Annotated in this window: 22 protein-coding genes and 1 pseudogene; 2 read left to right on the forward strand and 21 right to left on the reverse strand. The window is 64.7% G+C overall.

The window, feature by feature from the left end:
- Both GTW51_RS21770 and GTW51_RS21775 read left to right on the forward strand, forming a co-directional pair.
- Nucleotides 1-106 (forward strand): annotated as a pseudogene (locus tag GTW51_RS21770) (IS5/IS1182 family transposase); the annotation flags it as partial.
- A gap of 24 nt (nucleotides 107-130) precedes the next feature.
- Nucleotides 131-1102 carry a LysR family transcriptional regulator gene (locus tag GTW51_RS21775; RefSeq protein WP_163046148.1) on the forward strand — a complete coding sequence of 324 codons (972 nt, stop codon included), beginning with the start codon at nucleotides 131-133 and terminating at the stop codon, nucleotides 1100-1102.
- Here GTW51_RS21775 and GTW51_RS21780 read toward each other — a convergent pair.
- From GTW51_RS21780 to GTW51_RS21880, 21 genes are all read right to left on the reverse strand, one after another.
- The gene (locus tag GTW51_RS21780) at nucleotides 1044-1274 is read right to left on the reverse strand and encodes a DUF2274 domain-containing protein (protein WP_163046149.1); all 231 of its coding nucleotides are present in this window, start codon (nucleotides 1272-1274) and stop codon (nucleotides 1044-1046) included. The two genes, GTW51_RS21775 and GTW51_RS21780, sit on opposite strands and share 59 nt — an antisense overlap.
- Nucleotide 1275: 1 nt before the next feature.
- Nucleotides 1276-2445 (reverse strand): TraB/TrbI/VirB10 family type IV secretion system protein, encoded by a 1170-nt coding sequence (locus GTW51_RS21785; protein WP_163046160.1) that lies wholly within the window; start codon nucleotides 2443-2445, stop codon nucleotides 1276-1278.
- Nucleotides 2446-2480: 35 nt separating this feature from the next.
- The gene (gene trbG, locus GTW51_RS21790; protein WP_425483303.1) at nucleotides 2481-3386 is read right to left on the reverse strand and encodes a P-type conjugative transfer protein TrbG; all 906 of its coding nucleotides are present in this window, start codon (nucleotides 3384-3386) and stop codon (nucleotides 2481-2483) included.
- Nucleotides 3387-3460: 74 nt separating this feature from the next.
- Complete coding sequence (gene trbF / locus GTW51_RS21795) at nucleotides 3461-4144, reverse strand: conjugal transfer protein TrbF (protein WP_163046151.1); 684 nt, start codon at nucleotides 4142-4144, stop codon at nucleotides 3461-3463.
- The gene (gene trbL / locus GTW51_RS21800; protein ID WP_163046152.1) at nucleotides 4144-5502 is read right to left on the reverse strand and encodes a P-type conjugative transfer protein TrbL; all 1359 of its coding nucleotides are present in this window, start codon (nucleotides 5500-5502) and stop codon (nucleotides 4144-4146) included. The genes trbF and trbL overlap by 1 nt, the downstream gene beginning before the upstream one ends.
- 2 nt (nucleotides 5503-5504) lie before the next feature.
- Complete coding sequence (gene trbK-alt, locus GTW51_RS21805; protein ID WP_144295277.1) at nucleotides 5505-5801, reverse strand: putative entry exclusion protein TrbK-alt; 297 nt, start codon at nucleotides 5799-5801, stop codon at nucleotides 5505-5507.
- A gap of 20 nt (nucleotides 5802-5821) precedes the next feature.
- Nucleotides 5822-6595 (reverse strand): P-type conjugative transfer protein TrbJ, encoded by a 774-nt coding sequence (gene trbJ / locus GTW51_RS21810; protein WP_163046153.1) that lies wholly within the window; start codon nucleotides 6593-6595, stop codon nucleotides 5822-5824.
- Entirely contained in the window at nucleotides 6592-9030 is a 2439-nt protein-coding gene (trbE, locus tag GTW51_RS21815) for a conjugal transfer protein TrbE (RefSeq protein WP_163046154.1), read from the reverse strand. Before trbE ends, trbJ begins: the two co-directional genes overlap by 4 nt.
- 14 nt (nucleotides 9031-9044) lie before the next feature.
- Nucleotides 9045-9326, reverse strand: coding sequence for a VirB3 family type IV secretion system protein (locus GTW51_RS21820; protein WP_163046161.1), 282 nt, complete (start codon nucleotides 9324-9326; stop codon nucleotides 9045-9047).
- On the reverse strand, nucleotides 9326-9658 hold the full coding sequence (locus tag GTW51_RS21825; protein WP_035102145.1) for a TrbC/VirB2 family type IV secretion system protein: 333 nt from the start codon (nucleotides 9656-9658) through the stop codon (nucleotides 9326-9328). The genes GTW51_RS21820 and GTW51_RS21825 overlap by 1 nt, the downstream gene beginning before the upstream one ends.
- The gene (trbB, locus tag GTW51_RS21830) at nucleotides 9655-10638 is read right to left on the reverse strand and encodes a P-type conjugative transfer ATPase TrbB (protein WP_163046155.1); all 984 of its coding nucleotides are present in this window, start codon (nucleotides 10636-10638) and stop codon (nucleotides 9655-9657) included. Before trbB ends, GTW51_RS21825 begins: the two co-directional genes overlap by 4 nt.
- A gap of 170 nt (nucleotides 10639-10808) precedes the next feature.
- Nucleotides 10809-11255, reverse strand: a complete 447-nt coding sequence (locus GTW51_RS21835) for a ribbon-helix-helix domain-containing protein (RefSeq protein ID WP_163046156.1) — start codon at nucleotides 11253-11255, stop codon at nucleotides 10809-10811.
- Between the two features lie 8 nt (nucleotides 11256-11263).
- A complete protein-coding gene (locus GTW51_RS21840) occupies nucleotides 11264-13255 on the reverse strand; it encodes a conjugal transfer protein TraG (RefSeq protein WP_163046157.1) in 1992 nt (663 codons plus the stop codon).
- Nucleotides 13256-13299: 44 nt separating this feature from the next.
- A complete protein-coding gene (locus GTW51_RS21845) occupies nucleotides 13300-15069 on the reverse strand; it encodes a relaxase/mobilization nuclease domain-containing protein (protein WP_163046158.1) in 1770 nt (589 codons plus the stop codon).
- A 250-nt stretch (nucleotides 15070-15319) separates the two neighbouring features.
- Nucleotides 15320-16105 carry a lytic transglycosylase domain-containing protein gene (locus GTW51_RS21850; protein WP_163046159.1) on the reverse strand — a complete coding sequence of 262 codons (786 nt, stop codon included), beginning with the start codon at nucleotides 16103-16105 and terminating at the stop codon, nucleotides 15320-15322.
- A 3-nt stretch (nucleotides 16106-16108) separates the two neighbouring features.
- On the reverse strand, nucleotides 16109-16447 hold the full coding sequence (locus tag GTW51_RS21855; protein WP_144295313.1) for a DUF736 domain-containing protein: 339 nt from the start codon (nucleotides 16445-16447) through the stop codon (nucleotides 16109-16111).
- 68 nt (nucleotides 16448-16515) lie between these two features.
- On the reverse strand, nucleotides 16516-17061 hold the full coding sequence (locus GTW51_RS21860; protein WP_144295290.1) for a S26 family signal peptidase: 546 nt from the start codon (nucleotides 17059-17061) through the stop codon (nucleotides 16516-16518).
- On the reverse strand, nucleotides 17058-17576 hold the full coding sequence (locus GTW51_RS21865; RefSeq protein ID WP_144295291.1) for a DUF2840 domain-containing protein: 519 nt from the start codon (nucleotides 17574-17576) through the stop codon (nucleotides 17058-17060). Before GTW51_RS21865 ends, GTW51_RS21860 begins: the two co-directional genes overlap by 4 nt.
- Nucleotides 17573-17839 (reverse strand): ribbon-helix-helix protein, encoded by a 267-nt coding sequence (locus GTW51_RS21870; protein WP_144295292.1) that lies wholly within the window; start codon nucleotides 17837-17839, stop codon nucleotides 17573-17575. The genes GTW51_RS21865 and GTW51_RS21870 overlap by 4 nt, the downstream gene beginning before the upstream one ends.
- Nucleotides 17836-18474 (reverse strand): ParA family partition ATPase, encoded by a 639-nt coding sequence (parA, locus tag GTW51_RS21875; RefSeq protein WP_144295293.1) that lies wholly within the window; start codon nucleotides 18472-18474, stop codon nucleotides 17836-17838. The genes GTW51_RS21870 and parA overlap by 4 nt, the downstream gene beginning before the upstream one ends.
- A complete protein-coding gene (locus GTW51_RS21880) occupies nucleotides 18471-19493 on the reverse strand; it encodes a replication initiator protein A (RefSeq protein ID WP_246233342.1) in 1023 nt (340 codons plus the stop codon). Before GTW51_RS21880 ends, parA begins: the two co-directional genes overlap by 4 nt.
- Nucleotides 19494-19704 lie beyond the last annotated feature (211 nt).

The raw sequence follows: 19704 nt of genomic DNA on the forward strand, positions 1-19704 counted from the left end.
ACTGGCTAAGGACTGGGAGAAATCCATCGAAAGCACAACCGCATGGGCCAATATCGCTTCCATCCGCATGCTAACCCGGAGGATCGCAAGACCCTCATATCATTGACCAACTTTCGAATCGGGCTCTAAGATGACGGCTGCGGATAAAACCTGCTTTGAACTCCGTCATCTCCGCTACGTGATCGCCACGGCGGAACATGGCGGGATACGCCGCGCCGCCAGGCAGCTCGGCGTTGATCCAGCCGCAGTCAGCCGTCGCATCCGCGAATTGGAAGATGAGATCGGCGTGGCCCTGTTCATTCGTGGACCGGGCGGCGTCATTCTCACCTTCGCTGGCGAGCAATTCCTCCATCGGGTGCGCAAGGCGTTGGGCCAAGTGAACTATGCTGCGCAGGACGCTGGCGCTAGTGGGAAGGGCCAGAATGGCGTCATCAGGATCGGTCTAATTTCGTCGCTGGCGTCGGGCTTCTTGGCCGAACTGTTGGAAGCCTACAAGGCCAGTCATGCTGGGGTCCGGCTTGAGTATATTGAAGGCGGGCCAACCGATCATATTCCAGCCGTGCGGCAGCACCGGCTGGACGTCGCATTTCTGACGGGGACCACCTCGGCCGAGGATTGTGACCTCGCGCATCTGTGGAACGAGCGGATTTATGTCGTGATGCCGACCAGGCACGAACTGGCCGGAAAGGAGGAGATCGCGTGGCGTGACCTCCATGGGCAGTGTTTCATCGTGAGCGAGGCGCAGCCAGGGCCGGAAATTCACGACTATCTGGTGAAGCACCTTTCCTCTCTCGGCCATTCCCCCAAAATTCAGCGACAAGCGGTCTATCGCGACACGCTGATGCAGATCGTCGCCGGAGGAAACAACCTGACGCTGACCAGCGAAGCAACGATTGCGGCGCAGTTCCCCGGTGTTGCCTATCGCCCGCTCGCCGGCGAGATCCTGCCCTTTTGCGCGGTCTGGTCGCCGAAAAACGATAATCCCGCCTTCCGGCGCCTTCTCAGTCTGGCCAAGGTGATGTCGAAACGCTCCGGGGATTTTCCTAGTGGGGCGCGGAACCGATCCGACGAAGCTTCGCAAATCCTCGATCCGTCGCAATAAACCGCTCCAACATCGGCACGATCAGCCGTTTTGGATCGGTAACAGGCTGACCGCTCTCTCTGGCCAGCGCCTCGGCATATGCGACAAGATCGCGATGCAAGGCGGCCGGAAATTCAAGTGTCACCTTGATGGGTTTGTCCTCTGTGATCGGGCCGAGTTTCAGCTTGGTCATATCATCCTCCATAGGGCTCAACGACGAGATCGCGAGTGACGATCACGCGGACGGGGAAGCCTGGCCTGATGGTGAGCGTCGGCTGCACATTGAGTTGACGCCGAACAATCTGCTGGCCGGCGTCGTTGATGGTGTCCTGTGCTCCATTGCGGATGGCGCTCAGAAGTCGGTCGTCATCATCGACGGCCAGCTCAGTGCCGATAGCCAACAGCGTCGATAAGCCCGCTGCCTTGGCGAGATCCCACCAGTGATAGTCGACCCCATCCTCCAGGCCGGCATAGCCTTGCCCATCGGCGCCTGGCTGCCGCTCCAGCACGATGGAGCGACCGTTGGGCATGATGAGCCTGTTCCAGACCAGGAGAACGCGGCGCTGCCCGAAGCCGACATCGCTGCTGTATTCGCCGATGATGCGGGTGCCCTGCGGCACAAGGAGCATACGGCCGGTCGGACTGTCGTAGATGTTCTCCGTCACCTGTGCCGTGATCTGCCCTGGCAGGTCGGAGCGGATGCCGGTGATGAGGGCCGCTGAGATCACTGCACCCGCCTGAAGCACATAGGGCGATGCCGGCGCCATGACTCGATCCGGCGCAACGGTTCGGCGGTCGACGCCCGCGTTGAGGAAGGCAAGCTGGCGGTCCTGGGCTGTGGGCGTGCCTGGCTGACCGGACAGGCCCAATCCAGCAAGGTTCGGGGAAGCGCTGCCAGCTGTCGCCCCTACCGTCGAAGTACCAGGCGCGGTCTGGAAGAAGACGCGGCTCAGCCGTGCAGCTTCCTCCTCGGCCATCCGGCGTTGCTCCTCCGGATCGACGTTGGGTGTCGTGATGGCCGGCGGTGCGATCGGCTGCCCGCGGTTCTGAGCGTCGAGGATCGGTCTCCCCAGATCGCCGGGCAATGCAGGCCCGAGGATTGGGCCGGTGTAGTCGCGTGGCAGGCCGGCGATGCCATCCGCCGTCGCGCGATTGTCGACGGAATAAAGCTCCTCATTGCCTGAGCCGGCGTCGCGGGTCTGCAGCGCATAGATCAGGGCCCCGCCAATACCGATGCTGGCAACAAGACCGACACTGGCAAGCACCTTGCGCGAGATGCGCGTGACGCGGGGAGCGTCGGCGCGCAGTCGCATAGGGGCGGCAGGTTCGCCGGTCAAAGGCAGGGCATTGTCATCACCCTCCATATTCGGCTGACTGTTCGCTGTGGAAACGATAGGGGTCATGATGCTGGCCTTCCGTCGGTGCGGACGATCCTGACAGTCTGCTGACGGTCGCCGCCGCCAAGGCGCAGTTCGGCAGCGCCGAATAGGCGGTCGACGATCAGGATGTTCTGGTGGATGCGGCTGTTGACGATCTGCGCTTCGCCGTCCGGCCCGATGACAAAGAGTGGCGGCATCTCGCCCTGAACGATACCGCGCGGGAACTCGACATAGACACGTCGACCATCGTCAAAGACGGAGACCGGCTTCCACGGCGGATTGCTGCCGGTGAGACCATAACGATGGTTCCGAGCCGCTACGGCCGGAATGATGGGTGTGGTCGGCACTGACTGGCGCTGCGATGCCGGTTGCTGGGGATAGGCCCAGGCAACGGCCGGCATATAGAGGGCCTCGCGGGCGCGCAGCTCAATCATGTAGGTCCGGCGATCCGTGGTGATGACAAGGTTGGTCGAGATTTCGGCGCGCGTGGGTTTCACCAGAACCTGCACGCGGCGGGTGAGGCCTGAACCGCTTTCGGTGTCGCCGATGATCCAGCGGGCGGTATCGCCAGCGGCGATCGGTCCCGCGCCGGTCAGGCTTTCGCCTGGCTCCAGGGCGATCGTGGTGATCTGCCCGACGGCGGCATAGACCTGATAGAGGGCGCCGTCGCTCCATGGGTAGATCTGGATGGCGTTGTAATAGCCGTCGTGCCTCGGTTCCACGCGGGCGGCGGCGTTGGCGTTCTCGACGCGCCCGGTCGGCGTGCCAGCCGAAGCCCCACCGCGGCTCGGCGTCCATGCTGGAGGCACATGCAGGGGCCGCGGCGCCTGTTCCGTTACCACCGCCGCGACGGCGGGCAGCGGTGGAACATCGGCGTCGTAGCTGATTTCCGGGGGCTTTTTCATTGTTGCGCAACCGGCAAGCATGATTGCAGCCAGGAGCACGGCCGCCACGGCCACGCCTCTCTTTCCCGGCCTATTCGAGACGTGGACGGCGCGGGTCATTGGCTCATCTCCCGCGACCAGGAAATGGCATTGATGTAGATACCGAGCGGATTGGCTTTCAGCCGCTCCGCATCGCGCGGCGGCTGAACGACGATCGTAAGGATCGCGGTCCAGCGCTGCGTGCTCGAGAGCTGGCCGTTCTCATAGTGACGTTCCGTCCAGGCGACGCGGAATGAATCCGGCGATGCGCGGATGACGCTCGATACTTCGACGGCGATTTGGCTCCGGCCGACCTTGGTGAAGGGATCGTTGGCGCGCGCGTAGTCGTTGAGTGCTGCCGCCCCGCGATCGGTTGTGAACTCATAGGAGCGGAGCCAGTTCTGGCGCACAATGATGGCATCGGCTGGGATCGAGCGGACCTGCTCGATAAAGCGGCCCAGATGCCACGCCACTTGCGGGTCGGTCGGACGGTAATCGGCAACGGCCGGGGCGACGGCCTGCGACTGGCCGAGATTATCGACTTGCACGACCCAGGGAACGATGGTGCCGCGCGCCGACTGCCAGACGAGGGCAGCGGCGAAGCCGCCCGCTAGCAGCAGCGAGCCGAAGGCCATCAGCCTCCAGTTTTTCGCCTGGACCCGGGCCGAGCCGATGCGCTCGTCCCAGATCTGCGCGGCCTTCTGGTACGGGGTCTCGGGTTCGGGTGTCTTGCCGTAATGGATTGCGGGACGATTGAACATCAGCGGTCACTTTCGGAAAGGTTGATGGAGGAGCCGCCGCCATGGCTGTCGCCGGAGCGCACCGCGTGGGCGGCGGCGGAGACGCCGTGGGACATGCCCTGCGAGCGTTTCATGCGCTTGGCCCAGTCGGGCGGGCCGTTGCCTGCGGGTGACGAGGGGGAACCGGCAGCGTCAGCGCCGCCGCCGATCGTTCCCATGGTCGAGGAACCACCAGCGGTCTCGAAGGCGGATTTGGCGCCGTCCGAGAAGCTGGATTGGACGCTTTCAGTGGCCTTCGATGCGGCGCGCTTCAGCGGTGAGATCGCGGCGCTGCCCGCAGCTTTCGCCGCACCGCCGAGGCCGGCGGCAACACCGCCCGCGCCAGACTGGCCAGCCGAGGCGAGACTGTAAGCGGTGGACGCGCCGCCAGCGGCAGCCGCGCCTCCCCGAACGGCGGCCGCGCCACCGGAAAGCGCGGCAGCACCTCCCTTAGCGGCGAGACCGGCCGCTCCGGCGCCGGCCATTAGCGCCCCGCCGACGGCGAGGCCGGTTCCGACTGCGGCGCCCGCGCCAAGCTGGGGACCGCCGGAGACGAGGCCATTGGCGATGCCGGGGCCGAAAATGCCGAGGCCGAGCAGGGAAAGGGCCGCCAGGACGATGGCCATGGCGTCATCGATGGTGGGCGTCGCGCCGCCAAAACCTGCGGTAAACTGGCCGAACAGGGTCGAGCCGATGCCGATGATGACGGCCAGCACCAGCACCTTGATGCCGGAGGAGATCACATTGCCGAGCACCTTCTCGGCCATGAACGCTGATTTACCGAACAGGCCGAAGGGGATGAGAACAAAGCCTGCGAGGACGGTCAGTTTGAACTCGATCAGCGTGACGAAGAGCTGGATGGCCAGAATGAAGAAGGCGAGCAGCACCAGGGCCCAGGCGAAGAGCAGGCAGGCGATCTGGATGAAGTTCTCGAAGAAGGACCAGTAGCCCATCAGGCCGGAGATCGACTCCAACAGGGGCCGCCCAGCATCGAGGCCTGTCTGCGCCACCTTGCCGGGTCGCAGCAGATCGGCCGTCGTGAAGCTGGTGCCGGAAGCCTTGAGGCCGAGACCGGCAAAGCTGTCGAAGATGATCTTCGCCAGATTGTTCCAGTTGGAAATCAAATATGCGAAGACGCCGACGAACAGGGTCTTCTTTACAAGGCGGGCGATGATATCGTCATCAGCGCCCCAGCTCCAGAACAGCGCGGCCAGCGTCACGTCGATGACGATCAGCGTCGTGGCGATGAAGGCGACCTCACCGCCGAGCAGGCCGAAGCCACTGTCGATGTAGCTGGTGAAGACCTGCAGGAACTGGTCAATGACTCCGGTGCCGCCCATGATTATTGTCCTTCGTTCTGACGGGGAGCGACCGGCACGACAGGCGTCGGGGTGCCGAGGAATCGATCACGGCTTTCGGTCCAGACGCGCCGGCACTCGGGATCTTCGGTGGCCTTCTGCCCGAGTTGCTGGCAGCGGCGCTGACCGGCGCGCAGCGGATCGGGGGTGGACGGCTGAAGCTGCCGGGCGGAGGGGGCCGCCGGTGCTTCTTCCTTGCGGGTCATTTCGATGGCAGTCGCGGTGATCGCGACGGCGACGAATATGATGGCGCCCAACCGGGCCAGCATCTTGCCGTCCATGGTGCTCCCCTTTCCGGGTCTCAGTTGCCGTTTTTGAACATCTGGGCGTTGCCCGGCTGGTAGCCCGTGCCGGGCGTCAGGAAGCGGCGGCGCTGCTCACGGCCCTGTTCGGCAGCCGCGGCCTGTTCAGCCGCCGACAATGCCTCGGCCCGGCCATTGGCAGCGAGAAGTGCTGTGAGATCGGCGAGTTGCTGGGCCTGAAGGGCGAGGAGCTGATTGCCAGCCTGGGTTGCCTGAAGCGCACCGGTCGCGCCCTGGCTCTGGCCGACCAGGGCCGACATCTCGGCGCGCTGCCCGTCAATATTGCCGACGACGCCGGCCTGTACGCGCATGGCGTCCTGAAGACCGCCCACAGTGTTTTGCCAACGCTCACGCGCGCCGGCGACGAGCTGCTGGTCCGTTGCAGAGAGCGAGGCTGCCCCATATTGGGTCTGGAACGCCTGATCGATTTTCTGGACGTCGAAGGCGATGTTCTGCGCCTGATTCAGAAGCTGTTGGGTACGCTGGACCGATTGCTGAAGCTGCTGAATCGAGGAGTAAGGCAGGCTCGCCAGATTGCGAGCCTGGTTGATCAGCATCTGTGCTTCGTTCTGAAGCTGGGTGATCTGCTGATTGACCTGTTGCAGGGTGCGCGCCGCTGTCAGGACATTCTGCGCGTAGTTGGTCGGATCGTAGACGATGCCGCCAAAACCGAACTGCGCATATGCCGGGGCGGTCAGCATGGGTGAGACCGCCAGCGGTGCGGCAAGGATCGTCGCGGCGACAAGGGCCGCGCGGGAACGGCGGATCATCATGAGGGTGTCTCCAGGTTGTTGAGGTCGGGGATGAGGTCGACGGCCCAGGCCACGTCGCGGTGCCGCAGCCAAGCGGCGAGGAAGCCCTCGCGCCCATGCTCGGCGACGATGCGCTGAATGTCGGTCTGGTCGGTCTTGGAAGAGGCGGCGCAGAGCGCCAGCGCCACATCGGACAGACCCAGCTCGAACAGGCGGTTGCCGCGCCGGGACTGGCAGTAATAATCCCGCTTCGGCGTTGCCCGCGCGAGAATCTCGATCTGCCGGTCTTTCAGTCCGAAGCGCCGATAGATGGCGGTGATCTGCGGCTCGATCGCACGTTCGTTCGGGAGCAGAAGCCGGGTCTGGCAGCTTTCGATGATCGCGGGCGCGATGGCACTGCCGTCGATGTCGGACAGGGACTGCGTGGCGAAGATCACGGAGGCGTTCTTCTTGCGCAGGGTCTTCAGCCATTCGCGGAGCTGGCCGGCGAACCCGTCATCATCAAGCGCCAGCCAGCCCTCGTCGATGATCAGCAGGGTCGGAGACCCGTCGAGGCGGTCGCCGATCCGATGGAACAGATAGGACAGGACGGCGGGCGCCGCGCCCGTGCCGATCAGCCCCTCGGTCTCGAACGCCTGTACGGATGCCCCGCCCAGATGCTCGGCCTCGGCGTCGAGCAGACGGCCATAGGGACCTCCGACGCAATAAGGTCGCAGCGCCTGCTTCAGATCGTTGGACTGTAGCAGGACTGCGAGGCCGGTGATGGTGCGCTCGTTAACCGGCGCGGACGCCAGCGAGGTCAGCGCTGTCCAGATGTATTCCTTCACCTCCGGCGTGATGCCGACGCCCTCGCGCGTCAGGATCGAGACGATCCAGTCGGCGGCCCAGGCGCGTTCGGGGACATCATGGATGCCGGCCAGAGGTTGAAGCGAAACGCTGTCGTCGGCGTCTTCGCTCAAACCTCCGCCAAGGTCGTGCCAGTCGCCGCCCATGGCGAGCGCAGCTGCGCGGATCGAACCGCCGAAATCGAAGGCGAAGACCTGTGTGCCCGGATAGCGCCGGAACTGCAAGGCCATCAGCGCCAGCAGTACGGATTTACCCGCGCCGGTTGGCCCGACGATCAGCGTATGGCCGACATCGCCGACATGAAGGGAAAACCGGAACGGGGTCGAGCCCTCGGTCTTGCCGAAGAGCAGAGGGGGCGCTGCAAAATGCTCGTCCCGTTCCGGCCCCGCCCACACCGCTGAAAGCGGGATCATATGGGCGAGGTTCAGTGTGCTGATGGGCGGTTGCCGGACATTGGCGTAGACGTGCCCCGGCAAGGAGCCGAGCCAGGCGTCCACCGCGTTGATGGTCTCAGGCATTGCCGTGAAGTCGCGGCCCTGGATGATTTTTTCGACCAGCCGCAGCTTCTCGTCAGCGATGCGCGGATCGTCGTCCCAGACGGTGACGGTCGCGGTGACGTAAGCCTGCCCCGCGTAATCGGCACCCAGCTCCTGAAGCGCCAGATCGGCGTCGGCGGCTTTGTTGGACGCATCGGTATCGACCAGGGCCGAGGCCTCGTTGGTCATGATCTCCTTGAGGATGGAGGCGATGCTTTTGCGCTTGGCGAACCATTGCCGCCTGATCTTGGTCAGCAGCTTGGTCGCGTCGGTCTTGTCGAGCATCACCGCCCGCGTCGACCAGCGATAGGGAAAGGCCAGCCGGTTCAACTCGTCGAGAATGCCGGGCGTGGTTGCGGTCGGGAAACCGACAATGGTGAGGATGCGCAGATGCGAACTGCCCAGACGCGGTTCCAACCCGCCGGTAAGCGGCTGATCGGCGAGCAGCGCGTCGAGATACATCGGCGTTTCAGGAACGCGGACGCGGTGGCGTTTGGTCGAGATGCAGCCATGCAGATAGGTCAGCGTCTCGGCGTCATCGAGCCATGCGCATTCCGGCATGAAACCGTCGATGAGCTGGATCACCCTGTCGGTGCGGTCGATGAAGCCGCGCAGGATCTCACGAGCGTCGACGCCGGATTGTTCGCGGCCCTCGTAGAGCCAGCTCTCGGCACGCGCCGCGTCTTCGGCGGGCGGCAGATAGAGGAAGGTCAGGAAATAGCTGGATTCGAAATGCGTGCCGGCTTCCTCGAACCCGGCCTTGCGCTCGGCATCGACCAGTGCCGATGCCGCATCGGGAAAGCGGCTTGCCGGATAGGTGGCGGCGGCATGGCGCTGCGCCTCGACGAAAATGGCCCAGCCGGAGCCGAGGCGGCGGAAGGCGTTGTTCAGTCGCCCCGCGACGGCCACCAGTTCGGCCGGCACAGCGGAATCCAAATCCGGGCCACGGAACCGCGCCGTTCTCTGGAAGCTGCCGTCCTTGTTGAGCACGACGCCGTCTCCGGCCAGTGCCGCCCAGGGCAGGAAGTCGGCGAGTCGTGTGACGGTGCGACGATATTCTGCAAGGTTCATCATGATGGTTGTTCTCCTCAGGCGCCGAGATGACCGGGGATGCGCAGATGGCGGCGCACCACATCGACGAACATCGGATCGCGTTTGGCCGCCCAGACGGCCGCAAAATGCCCGAGCAGCCCAAGCGCGATGCCGACCAGCCAGAGGCGCAAGCCCAGGCCAAGGGCTGCGGCCAGCGTGCCGTTGACGATGGCGATCGAACGCGGGGCGCCGCCGAGCAGGATGTGCTCGGTCAGCGCCCGGTGAACGGGGACCGAGAAACCGGGTACTTCGCCGGACTGGTCATTGAGGCCCGTCATCAAACCAGCGCCCCGCCGCCGAAGGAGAAGAAACTGAGGAAGAACGAGCTGGCCGCGAAGGCGATCGAGAGGCCGAAGACGATCTGGATCAGCTTGCGGGCGCCGCCCGAACTGTCGCCGAAGGCTAACGTCAGGCCGGTGACGATGATGATGATGACCGCGATGATCTTGGCGACGGGACCTTCGATCGATTGCAGGATCGATTGCAGCGGCGCTTCCCACGGCATGGACGAGCCGGAGGCGTGGGCAGCGGGGGCGAGGATCAGGCTGGCATAGGTGACGGCGGCAGCCGTCGCGATATGGCGGCGGACGCGCAGGGCACGGCGGATCATGTTGGTTCTCCTGTGAGGTTGGGGGTTGAGGGCACGACGCGGTAGTCGCCGTCGGGACCGAGGCCTTCGACGCGGGCGAGTTCGGCAAGGCGGCGCAGAGTTCCGCGGCCCGACAGCACGGCGACCAGATCGATGGTCTCGGCAATCAGCGCGCGCGGGACCGTGACGACGGCTTCCTGAATGAGCTGCTCGAGACGGCGAAGCGCGCCGATGCCGGTGCTGGCGTGGATGGTGCCGATGCCGCCGGGATGGCCGGTGCCCCAGGCTTTCAGGAGGTCAAGGGCTTCCGGGCCGCGCACCTCGCCGATGGGGATGCGGTCGGGCCGCAGGCGCAGCGACGAGCGAACCAGATCGGAGAGCGACGCCACGCCGTCCTTGGTGCGCAGCGCCACGAGGTTCGGCGCGGCGCACTGAAGCTCGCGGGTATCTTCGATCAGCACGACGCGATCGGAGGTCTTGGCGACTTCGGCCAGCAGGGCGTTGGTGAGCGTGGTCTTGCCGGTCGAGGTGCCGCCGGCGACGAGGATGTTTTTGCGCTCAATGACCGCGATGCGCAGCGCCTCGGCCTGGTCGCCCGTCATGATGCCGGCGGCGACGTAATCGTCGAGGGTGAAGACGGCGACGGCGGGTTTGCGGATGGCGAAGCTCGGCGCGGCGACGACGGGAGGGAGAAGCCCCTCGAACCGTTCCCCCGTCTCGGGGAGTTCCGCCGAGACACGCGGAGCGCCGGAATGGACCTCGGCGCCGACATGGTGTGCGACCAGACGCACAATCCGTTCGCCGTCCGCTGGCGACAGCCGCTCGCCCGTATCGGACAGGCCTTCGGAGAGCCTGTCGATCCAGAGCCGGCCATCAGGATTGAGCATCACCTCGACGATCGACGGGTCTTCCAGAAACCGGGCGATGGCGGGGCCAAGGGCGGTGCGCAGCATGCGCGCGCCTCGCGTCGTCGCCTGTGATGTCTGAGAAGATTCCGCCATGTCGTCCCCTTGCGTTCAGGGACCGTTCGGCCAGCCCTGGATCGGGGATGAGTAAGAGAGGCAGGAATTAAGCCCGCGCAACAGCTTCAAGGGCGTAGTAGTGGGCTGGCGTGGAAAGACAGGGAAACGGAAAGACCGCGACGACTTCATCTGGTCGGAGTTGAGGCAATTCAGTTAGTCGACGGTGGTTCCTTTTCTTCATCCCCTTGCGAAAATCGGGCGACATCATCCGGTATTTCCTTGAGGAAGCTCTGCCCCTTTTGCAATCGACGACCGAGTGTTTCCACGAAGCCCTCGTAGCGTTCGCGCCCTTTAATTTGCGCGGCGGATTGCGCGTCGGGAGGAAGCGGTGGTGTGATCGTCAGCCAGAAGCGGACGAACAGCGCCAGGGTTTCGGCGGTGACGCCGAGATCGCGCTCCATGCGCTGCGCCTGCCGCGACAGCCGGTCGAGGCGGCGAGCGAAGGCCGCCTCTCGTTTGTCGGCGCCATCTGGCGATAGGAAGGACGCCACGGCCGCCTCGACGATGGCGGAGCGTGAAAGCTTCTTGCGTTCGGCCAGTTCGGAAATCCCCTTCACCAGGTCCGAGGGCAGATAGACGTTCATCCGGTCGCGCATGGGCTTCCTCACAGGTCCATATTGTCATTGGGGTCCATGGCGATCTGCCGGGCGACACCGCGCATCTGCTGGCGCAGCATGCGGGATTGTCGGGCCGCATCTTCCGGTTCATCATCCATCACGATGTCGAATTCATTGGACGGGTTGGGCTGCGTGTTTTCCTTGGCGATAGCGACGTGATCGGGTAGTTCCGGCTCGCGGCGCAGTCCGCTATTGGCGGCGTCCTTTTCCGTCTTCTGGATCTCGGCAAGTAGGGCAGCATCCGGCGTTTGTGGCTTCAGCTCCGTCCAGGCGTCTTTCCGCGTGGTTCGTATGGTTTTGGCCGGGTCCGGCGGCGGTAGTAGGCGCTCGGTGAACCGCTTGTCCTCGAAGTATCGTGCCTTGTTGGCCCGGATCGGCGGGGTCGCCGCGAGCATGACTATCTCGTCGTTGGGCGGAAGCTGCATGATCTCGCCGGGCGTCAGCAGCGGACGAGCGGTCTCCGAGCGCGAAACCATCAGATGCCCGAGCCAGGGCGAGAGACGATGGCCGGCATAGTTCTTCATCGCCTTCATCTCGGTGGCCGTTCCGAGCGCGTCCGACACCCGCTTTGCGGTGCGTTCGTCGTTGGTGGCGAACGAGACGCGCACATGGCAATTGTCGAGGATGGAGTTGTTGGCGCCATAAGCCTTTTCGATCTGATTGAGGGACTGCGCGATCAGGAAGGCTTTGAGGCCGTACCCTGCCATGAAGGCCAGGGCGCTTTCGAAGAAATCGAGCCGGCCGAGCGCCGGGAACTCGTCGAGCATCATCAAGACGCGATGCCGTCGGCTCTTGGTATGGAGATCCTCGGTCAGGCGGCGGCCGATCTGGTTGAGCACCAGGCGGATAAGAGGCTTGGTGCGTGAGATGTCTGAGGGCGGCACTACGAGATAGAGCGTGGCGGGTCGCTCGTCCTCGATGAGGTCGGCGATGCGCCAGTCGCAGCGGCTCGTCACCTCGGCGACGACGGGATCGCGATAAAGGCCGAGAAACGACATGGCTGTGGACAGCACGCCGGATCGTTCGTTGTCGGATTTGTTCAGCAACTCGCGCGCAGTTGAAGCAATGACCGGATGCGGGCCTTTCTCGCCGAGGTGCGGCGTGGTCATCATCGCCGCCAGCGTCGTCTCGATCGGGCGCTTCGGGTCGGAGAGAAATCCGGCGACACCGGCCAGCGTCTTGTCCGGTTCGGCATAGAGGACATGCAGGATGGCGCCGACCAGCAGCGAGTGGCTGGTCTTCTCCCAATGGTTGCGCTTCTCCAGCGAACCTTCCGGGTCGACCAGCACGTCGGCGACGTTCTGGACGTCGCGGACCTCCCACTCGCCACGCCGGACTTCCAGCAGCGGATTGTAGGCGGCGGATTTGGTGTTGGTCGGATCGAACAGCAGCACGCGGCCATGAAGCGCGCGAAACCCTGCGGTGATCTGCCAGTTCTCGCCCTTGATATCGTGAACGACGACAGAGCCGGGCCAGGTCAACAAGGTGGGGACGACGAGGCCAACGCCCTTGCCGGAGCGGGTCGGGGCGAAGCACAGAACATGCTCCGGGCCATCGTGGCGGAGGTAATCGCGCTCAAGCTTGCCGAGAACGACGCCATCCTGACCGAGCAAGCCTGCGCCCTTCACCTCGGCGGGGGTCGCCCAGCGGGCCGAGCCATAGGTGGCGATAGTCTTGGCTTCGCGCGCCCGCCACACCGACATGCCAATGGCGACAGTGATGGCGATAAAGCCACCGGATGCGGCGATCATCCCGCCGATGTTGAAAATCCCGGGGGCATAGGCCTCATAGGCATACCACCACCAGAAAAACATCGGCGGGTAGTAGACTGGCATCCCCGCCAGATCGAACCAGGGCGTGCCGAGCTGAGGTTGAAAGCCAAGCTGCCAGGCCGTCCATTGTGTCGCGCCCCAGATCGACATGATTACGATCAGGAAAACGACGAGGATTTGGCCCCAGAGTATTTTGGTCGCGGACATTGGCGTTGTCCCTTCTTCGTTGCGGTTGATGTCCGTGCCCGGCGTTACACGCCGAGGTCGCGTTTGCGGCCAAGGCTCCAGTCGATGCCGCCACTAGCGTTGGCGACGCCGGCGATGTGCTGGCCGAGTTTCTTTTCGAGCGGTGGGCTCCAGGGCACGAGCTGGAAGCCAAGCCCGTTGTCGATCATGGCGAAACGGCCGGATGCGAGCGTCAGGCGCTGGCGATAGACCCCGGCGACATGCTCGCCCGCTTGTGCCTTCAGGTGCGGCAAGCCGGTCTCGGTCGAGAGCCTCGCGCCGACGGCATCCAGCTCACGCTGGCGCAGCGTCTTGAGGAGATCGCGCTGCGGGATGATGCGCTGACCCTGACGGCGGGCGAGGCCCTCCTCAGTCAGATGGTCTTCGCGGGCCGTCATGGCGTCGCGGACCTCGCGCCCGAAACCGCCCATGGCAAGCGAGGTTGGTTCACGCTCGACCAGGCGATGATCGAGCCAGGTGGCGCCCGGCGCCATGATCTGCCGGTTGAGGTCGAGGTCGGAACGGCTGGCCAGGACCACAGTCGGGTTCGGGTCCTCGGGGCCGCCGAAGCGGCGGACCTCGACGATGCCGCCGATGGGCGGGGAATGCTCGAACGCCTCGATGCCACGGAAACGAACATGGTGGGCGCGGCCATCGATGCCGTCGATCACGGCATAGGCTTCGCCGGTCAGTTCATGCTGAAGGCCCTTGTCCACGAGCCGGCCGATGACGGGTGTCCCGGCCGTGCCGCCGTCGATCACATAGTCGGCGACACCGCGATCCTGACCGCGCTCGGTGAAGGCGCGGTGCATGGTCTTGATGATGTCACCACGCATGCCGAGATCGCGCAGGGACCGCTCGGCCTCCAGCCCGACCATCCATTCCCCCGGTGCGGCTGGCGAGGCGAGGCCCATCTTTTCCAGATGCTGAAGGCGGCCGACCATCAGGCGTCGGAGTTCGGGATCGGCCGTACCAGGATTTTCCGGCCGCAGGTCGATGAAGCCGGTCTCGTCGGCGGCGATGCGTATCTCGACATCGAGCCGCGTCCAGCGCTCGGCCGTTATCTCCCTGTCCAGGGCGTTGCGGATTTCGTGTTCGGGCTTTGGGCCGAGTTCGATGGAGACGAGATCCTCGGCGCGAGAGCGTAGGCCGCGGCTGATATAGTCGCGCGAGATCACGAGGTCTGCGCCGGTTTCGTCGACGCCGCGCACGATCAGATGGACGTGCGGGTTGTCGGTGTTCCAGTGATCGACGGCCACCCAATCGAGCTTGGTGCCGAGATCGGATTGCATCTGGCTGGCGAGATCGCGGGTGAAGGCGCGAATGTCGGTCAGGTCGCCGGCGTCTTCGGGCGAGACGATGAAGCGGAAATGATGCCGATCATCCTTGCAACGTTCAGTGAAGGCTATGTCATCGACGAGGTCGCTGCCGGCATCGAACATCACCGTCTTTTCCCCGTCTCGGGTGACGCCCTCGCGCTTCAGATAGGACAGGTGCGCCGAGAGCGGGGCGGAGCGAAACGCCTTGCCGGAGTGGCGGGCGATCCGGGCGGTGACCACGACACGGCGGTTGCTGCCAAACAGGCGGTTGCGGCTGAACGTGTTGCGGCCGCGCCCGAAGGTCGAACGGCCTCGCGCCGCTGTCCCGCCGCCAGATCGTGACACCCCGCCGCTGCCGGTGTGGCCAGCCTTCTTCGCAGCGCGCAGCACCTGATTGATGAAGCTCTTGGGCTTGCCGCCACGGGTGCTCTTGATGCGCCCTGGCCGGACATTGAAGTCGCTGTCGCCTTGGCTCATGGCCGCGCCCTCCAGCAGGCCAAGACGGGCACGGTGCCGGAAACAGCCTTGTAATCATTGAATAAAACGCGATCAGCGGCACTGCTCCCGACCGACCGGCACGACAAAAACCAAGCCAAGTCAGAGACTTGGGCGACGGTGGACATGGCGCTTTTATCTTGCCCTCTGCCTGTCGTTACCTGTCTCCACCCCTGCCATCCCGCACCTCCTTTCCAAAAGCACGCCACGCTGCGCCACACCGCGAAACCCGTCATTGCGGGCCTCCTGCACCTGATCGGGCGACAAACAGGCTGCCCGATTGCGGTAATATCCCCGAAACGTCGCGCACAGTCGTTGCAGCCGGAGCGTCGACAGAAGCGGCATCAGTCTGCACGGGAATGGCAGAAGATGGGCCGTCCGAGCCCGCGATGAACAACGGCGCGCGCCGCCAGACATGCGGATCGACGGCAGCGACAACGACAGCACCAGAATTGTCGGGAGCGATTTCGCCCGCACCGACAAGGGGCGCGAGCGTGGCGACATAGGCGCGGGTTTCTGCCGGGAGGGGGCGGCCTGCGAGGTATTCCTCGTAGCGACCGGGACCGGCATTGTAGGCCGCGAGGAAGCCCGACGAACTGTAGCGGTCGTGCATCTCACGCAAGTAAGCCGTGCCCGCCATGATGTTGTCGCGCGGATCGTAGGGGTCGTTGCCGAGGCGATAACGGGCGCGCAATTCGGCCCAGGTCGCGGGCATCACCTGCATCAGCCCCATCGCGCCCGCCGACGATATGGCTCGCACGTCACCGGCGCTTTCGACGCGGCGAACGGCGCGTATCCAGTGCTCGGGAATGCCGAAGCGCTGCGAGGCTTCGGTGACGAAGGCGGCATGCGGATCGGCCGTCGACGATCGCGTCACCGGCACGCTCTGCGCCTGTGTGACAACTGGCGGCGTGACGATGAGAAGAAGGCCGGAAAGGAGAAGGAGGGCGCTGCGCCGGACGGCGGGAAGCCGTCCGGTCGCAATGGTGTTGGCGGATCTTGTGCGAGGGAGGCCCATCGGTCACTCCCGCTCGCTGCGCTTGGGCTGGCGGTTCCAGTGTAGCGACCATGAAGTTTCATCGTCGCCGTTCTGGAACAGGTTGGCGCGGAATGGCTGAGCGAAAGCGGGATCGTCGATCAGCAGTGATACATAGTCGCCAGCCTTCTCGCCGGTGCGCTTCCAGCCCGCTCCAATCTCCGGTGCATCGTCATCACCGCCGTGCATAATGCGGTAGTCCGGCGCGTTCTCGGCGTCCGATGGTTCGGCCGGAACGATGGTGAGTTCGCGGTAAAGAGTGAGCGTATGGATGCGCCCGATAAAACCCGTCTCCTCGCGGGTGAATTGACCGATCTGCGGCATGGGTTGGTTCCTTCCTGTTGCGGTGGGAGAGCTGGCGGCGAGCGGTGCGCCCGCCGCAGGCGTGGCGTTCACCGCGTTGACGCGCGCCATTCGAAGCGGCCTTCGCCGTCATTGTCGGTCCACAGCGGAACCGCGCGACCGATGATCGAAACCGACGGGATCGGGCCGAAATACCGACCGTCCAGGCTGTCGGGGACTTCCCAGTTCATCAGGAAGATTTCGCCGTCGGCGATCACACGGCAGCCCTGCCAGGCCGGCAGCGGTCGACCGATGCGGTCGCGCTCGAGCGCCGTTCCCATCTCGATCCCGTCGACGGCGATGGCGACGCCCGTCCGACAGACGGTCTGACCGGGAAGACCCAGCACGCGCTTCAGGAGCGGCATGTTGCGGGGCAGATAACCCCCGTCGTCAAGGAAGCTCACCATCGGTTCGGGCGCATCGACGGCGACCAGATCGGTGACTTCAAGATGTCCCACCGGTTCGACGATGTAGAACCCGATCGGCGTGCTGGCCGACGCATTCCAGATGAGCTTGGTCGGGGCGTCTATCCAGGTGGAGACGGCGACGCCGCTGGTGGCGATGAACGTCGCCACGGCCCAGATGAAGCGGCTCATGGTTCCGCCCTCCGCCGCAGTAGCCACGCCTGATGCTGTTCGGCGGTATATGCGCGCGGCTCGTGACTGGCGGTCAGTCGGTTGTGAACATGCCGCCAATAGTCCGGTGCGACATCGACCGGATCGAGGCCCATCGCCTCGATGGCGTCGATCAGTTGCAGCACCCGTTCGACCTTCGGCCAGCCGTCGATCTTGAGCAGGATTTCGCCGCCTGGACGCACGAAGGGCAGCGTCTGGAACGGCTCGCCGGGACCAATGGCGCGCACGATGTCGACGCGTGAGATGATCGTACCGTAGTCATTTGACGCCCAGCGGACGAACGCGAACAGGCTGTTCGGCGCAAAGCCGACGACACGCCGCCTGCGGTCGAGGATCTGGTCGCAGCTCTCTCGACCGAACCTGATCCAGTGTTCGATCTTCCTTTCGATCCACGTCAGTTCGACGAGGGTGGTGAACGGTGCGGGGCTGGCCGGTGACGGGCCGCCGCGCACGCGGGGAGCCGCGTTTCCGGTCATGAGGGGTCTCCTGATGGTGGTGGGAATTTGCGCGAGAGCAGCTCGCGCAGCATGTCGGCGACAGTCGTCCCACGCTGAAAGGCTGCGATCTTGATGCGGCCGCGCAGGTCCGGCGTGACGTCGACCGTCAGCCGGGCGGTGAATGCGCCGTCCTTCGCTGGTGACGACGGCGGCGCTGCCGCGGCGGCGCCGGACGATTTGATCCAGTGTTCGGGATCGGCAGGCCGCGCAGCGAAGCCACGCTTTCGCGGCGGCTTCGTCATGGCGACAGCCTCCCGACCTCGGTGGCAAGTGCAGCGATCTCGCGCGCGGCCATGCTGTCGGCATCGGCCTCGAAGACGAGGCGGCCGGTTTGCGCCAAGTCGGCGAAAGCGATGCGCTGGCCGATGGTGGCCGCAAGCAACGGCGGATCGTGATCCGCCAGTGTCTCAGCCGTTTCGCGGGCGATGACGGTGCGGGCGGCGCAGCGGTTCAGCACGAAGCGGGCAGCAAGGTCGGGCCGGTAGATGCGCGCCTCTGTGATCAACGCCAGCATTTCGGCGGAGGCCCAGCCGTCGAACGGTGACGGCTGCACGGGGATCAACACCAGATCGGCGGCGAGAAGTGCTGAGCGCATCAGCCCGGCGATACGCGGCGGTCCATCGATGACAATGTGATCGGCGTCGCGGGCCAGTTCGGGCGCTTCGCGATGCAGGGTGTCGCGGGCCAGGCCGACAATGCCGAACAGGCGTGGCAGGCCCGCACGTGCCCGCTGCTGCGACCAGTCCAGCGCCGAGCCTTGCGGATCGGCATCGATCAGGGTGACGCGCTTGCCTTCGCTGGCCCATTGGCCCGCCAGATGCAGGGCGAGCGTCGTCTTGCCGACACCACCTTTTTGATTGAGGAGCGCCACGATCATCGGGCGCTCCCGCACTCGCGGCCATCGCGCAGGCGGATGGTGTCATCGGTCTGGATCGGTGCAATAGACCCGTTTGGCCGCCCGCCGCCGCTGTTGTTCACAGCGCCATCTACAAAAGAAGAGTTAGATTCTGGGTTAGACTCTAAGTTAAGGGTCGGAATCGCCGTTTCGGGCCAGAGGGTTAGCTGCGATCCGTGCGTGCGAAGTCCCGATGGCGCTGCGTGTGAAGTCCCGATACCGTTTGCGTGCGAAGTCCCGAGCGCTTCCACAGGTTTATCCACAGGCCCTGTGGAAAACTCTGCGGGCAAGATTCTAAGCAGTTCACGCGGCCCCTGGCGCTCGATGCGCAAACGATAGCCGGGCAGCGGCTGGCGGATAGTGATGCGCCGGAGCTGGAGGGCGAAGTCGGAAACCCGCACCAGGCTGCCGGACTTTTCATGGAGATGAGGGATCTCGAACACCCAGCCGTTCGGCTGGCGACCGGCGTGTTTGCGGGCAACGCGGTAGAGCCAGCGTTCGATGCCGCCGGTCAGCCGGAAATAGGCAGGGTCGATGGCCAGAACCAATGTCCGGTCGATGACGCCGCGATAGAACCAGTCGGGCAGGACGAACTCCATGCCCTCGACGCGGCCGTCGGCGCGGGTCAGTTCCTCCCATTCGTTGATCCAGGAGAACTGGTGCCGACGCCAATGTTCGCCGTGGCGGATGGTCGTGCGGATGGAGGTGGATTGCAGGCGCGACAGCGCGCCCTTCAGCAGCCGGTAGTCACGGGCGCCGGTTTCGCGGCCCGTGGCCATGAGGAGCTGGTAGGGTGTGAAGCGCAGGAAGCGGGATGTCTTGAGGCCGAGGTTTTCGGCCTCAACGATCTGGCTGGCGGCCCAGATTAACACGTCAGCATCCCAGATGGTCGCCATGCCATGTTCCGGCACGGCGAAGACCTCGACGCGGACGTCGCCGGTTTCATAGAGGATCGGCACGACGCGCTTGGCCTTGGCCAGCGAGAAGAAGGGCCGTTCCATGAGGTCGCGCTGATCGCGCGGGCTGGCGTCGCCGGTGGCTACGATAAAGGGATCGAGCTTGCTCCGCTCGCTGGAGGTGATGAGTGTTGATTTCCACTGAGAGCTGACCCAGGATTTCCATCAAGAACTGACCCGGCTTAGATGATGTTGGACTGGTCAGGTGGTGGTCAAGTTCCGTGTTTTCTCTTTCGTCGGTTTCTCGCATTTGGCC

The organism is Aurantimonas aggregata (assembly GCF_010500835.1).
GTDB lineage: Bacteria > Pseudomonadota > Alphaproteobacteria > Rhizobiales > Rhizobiaceae > Aurantimonas > Aurantimonas aggregata.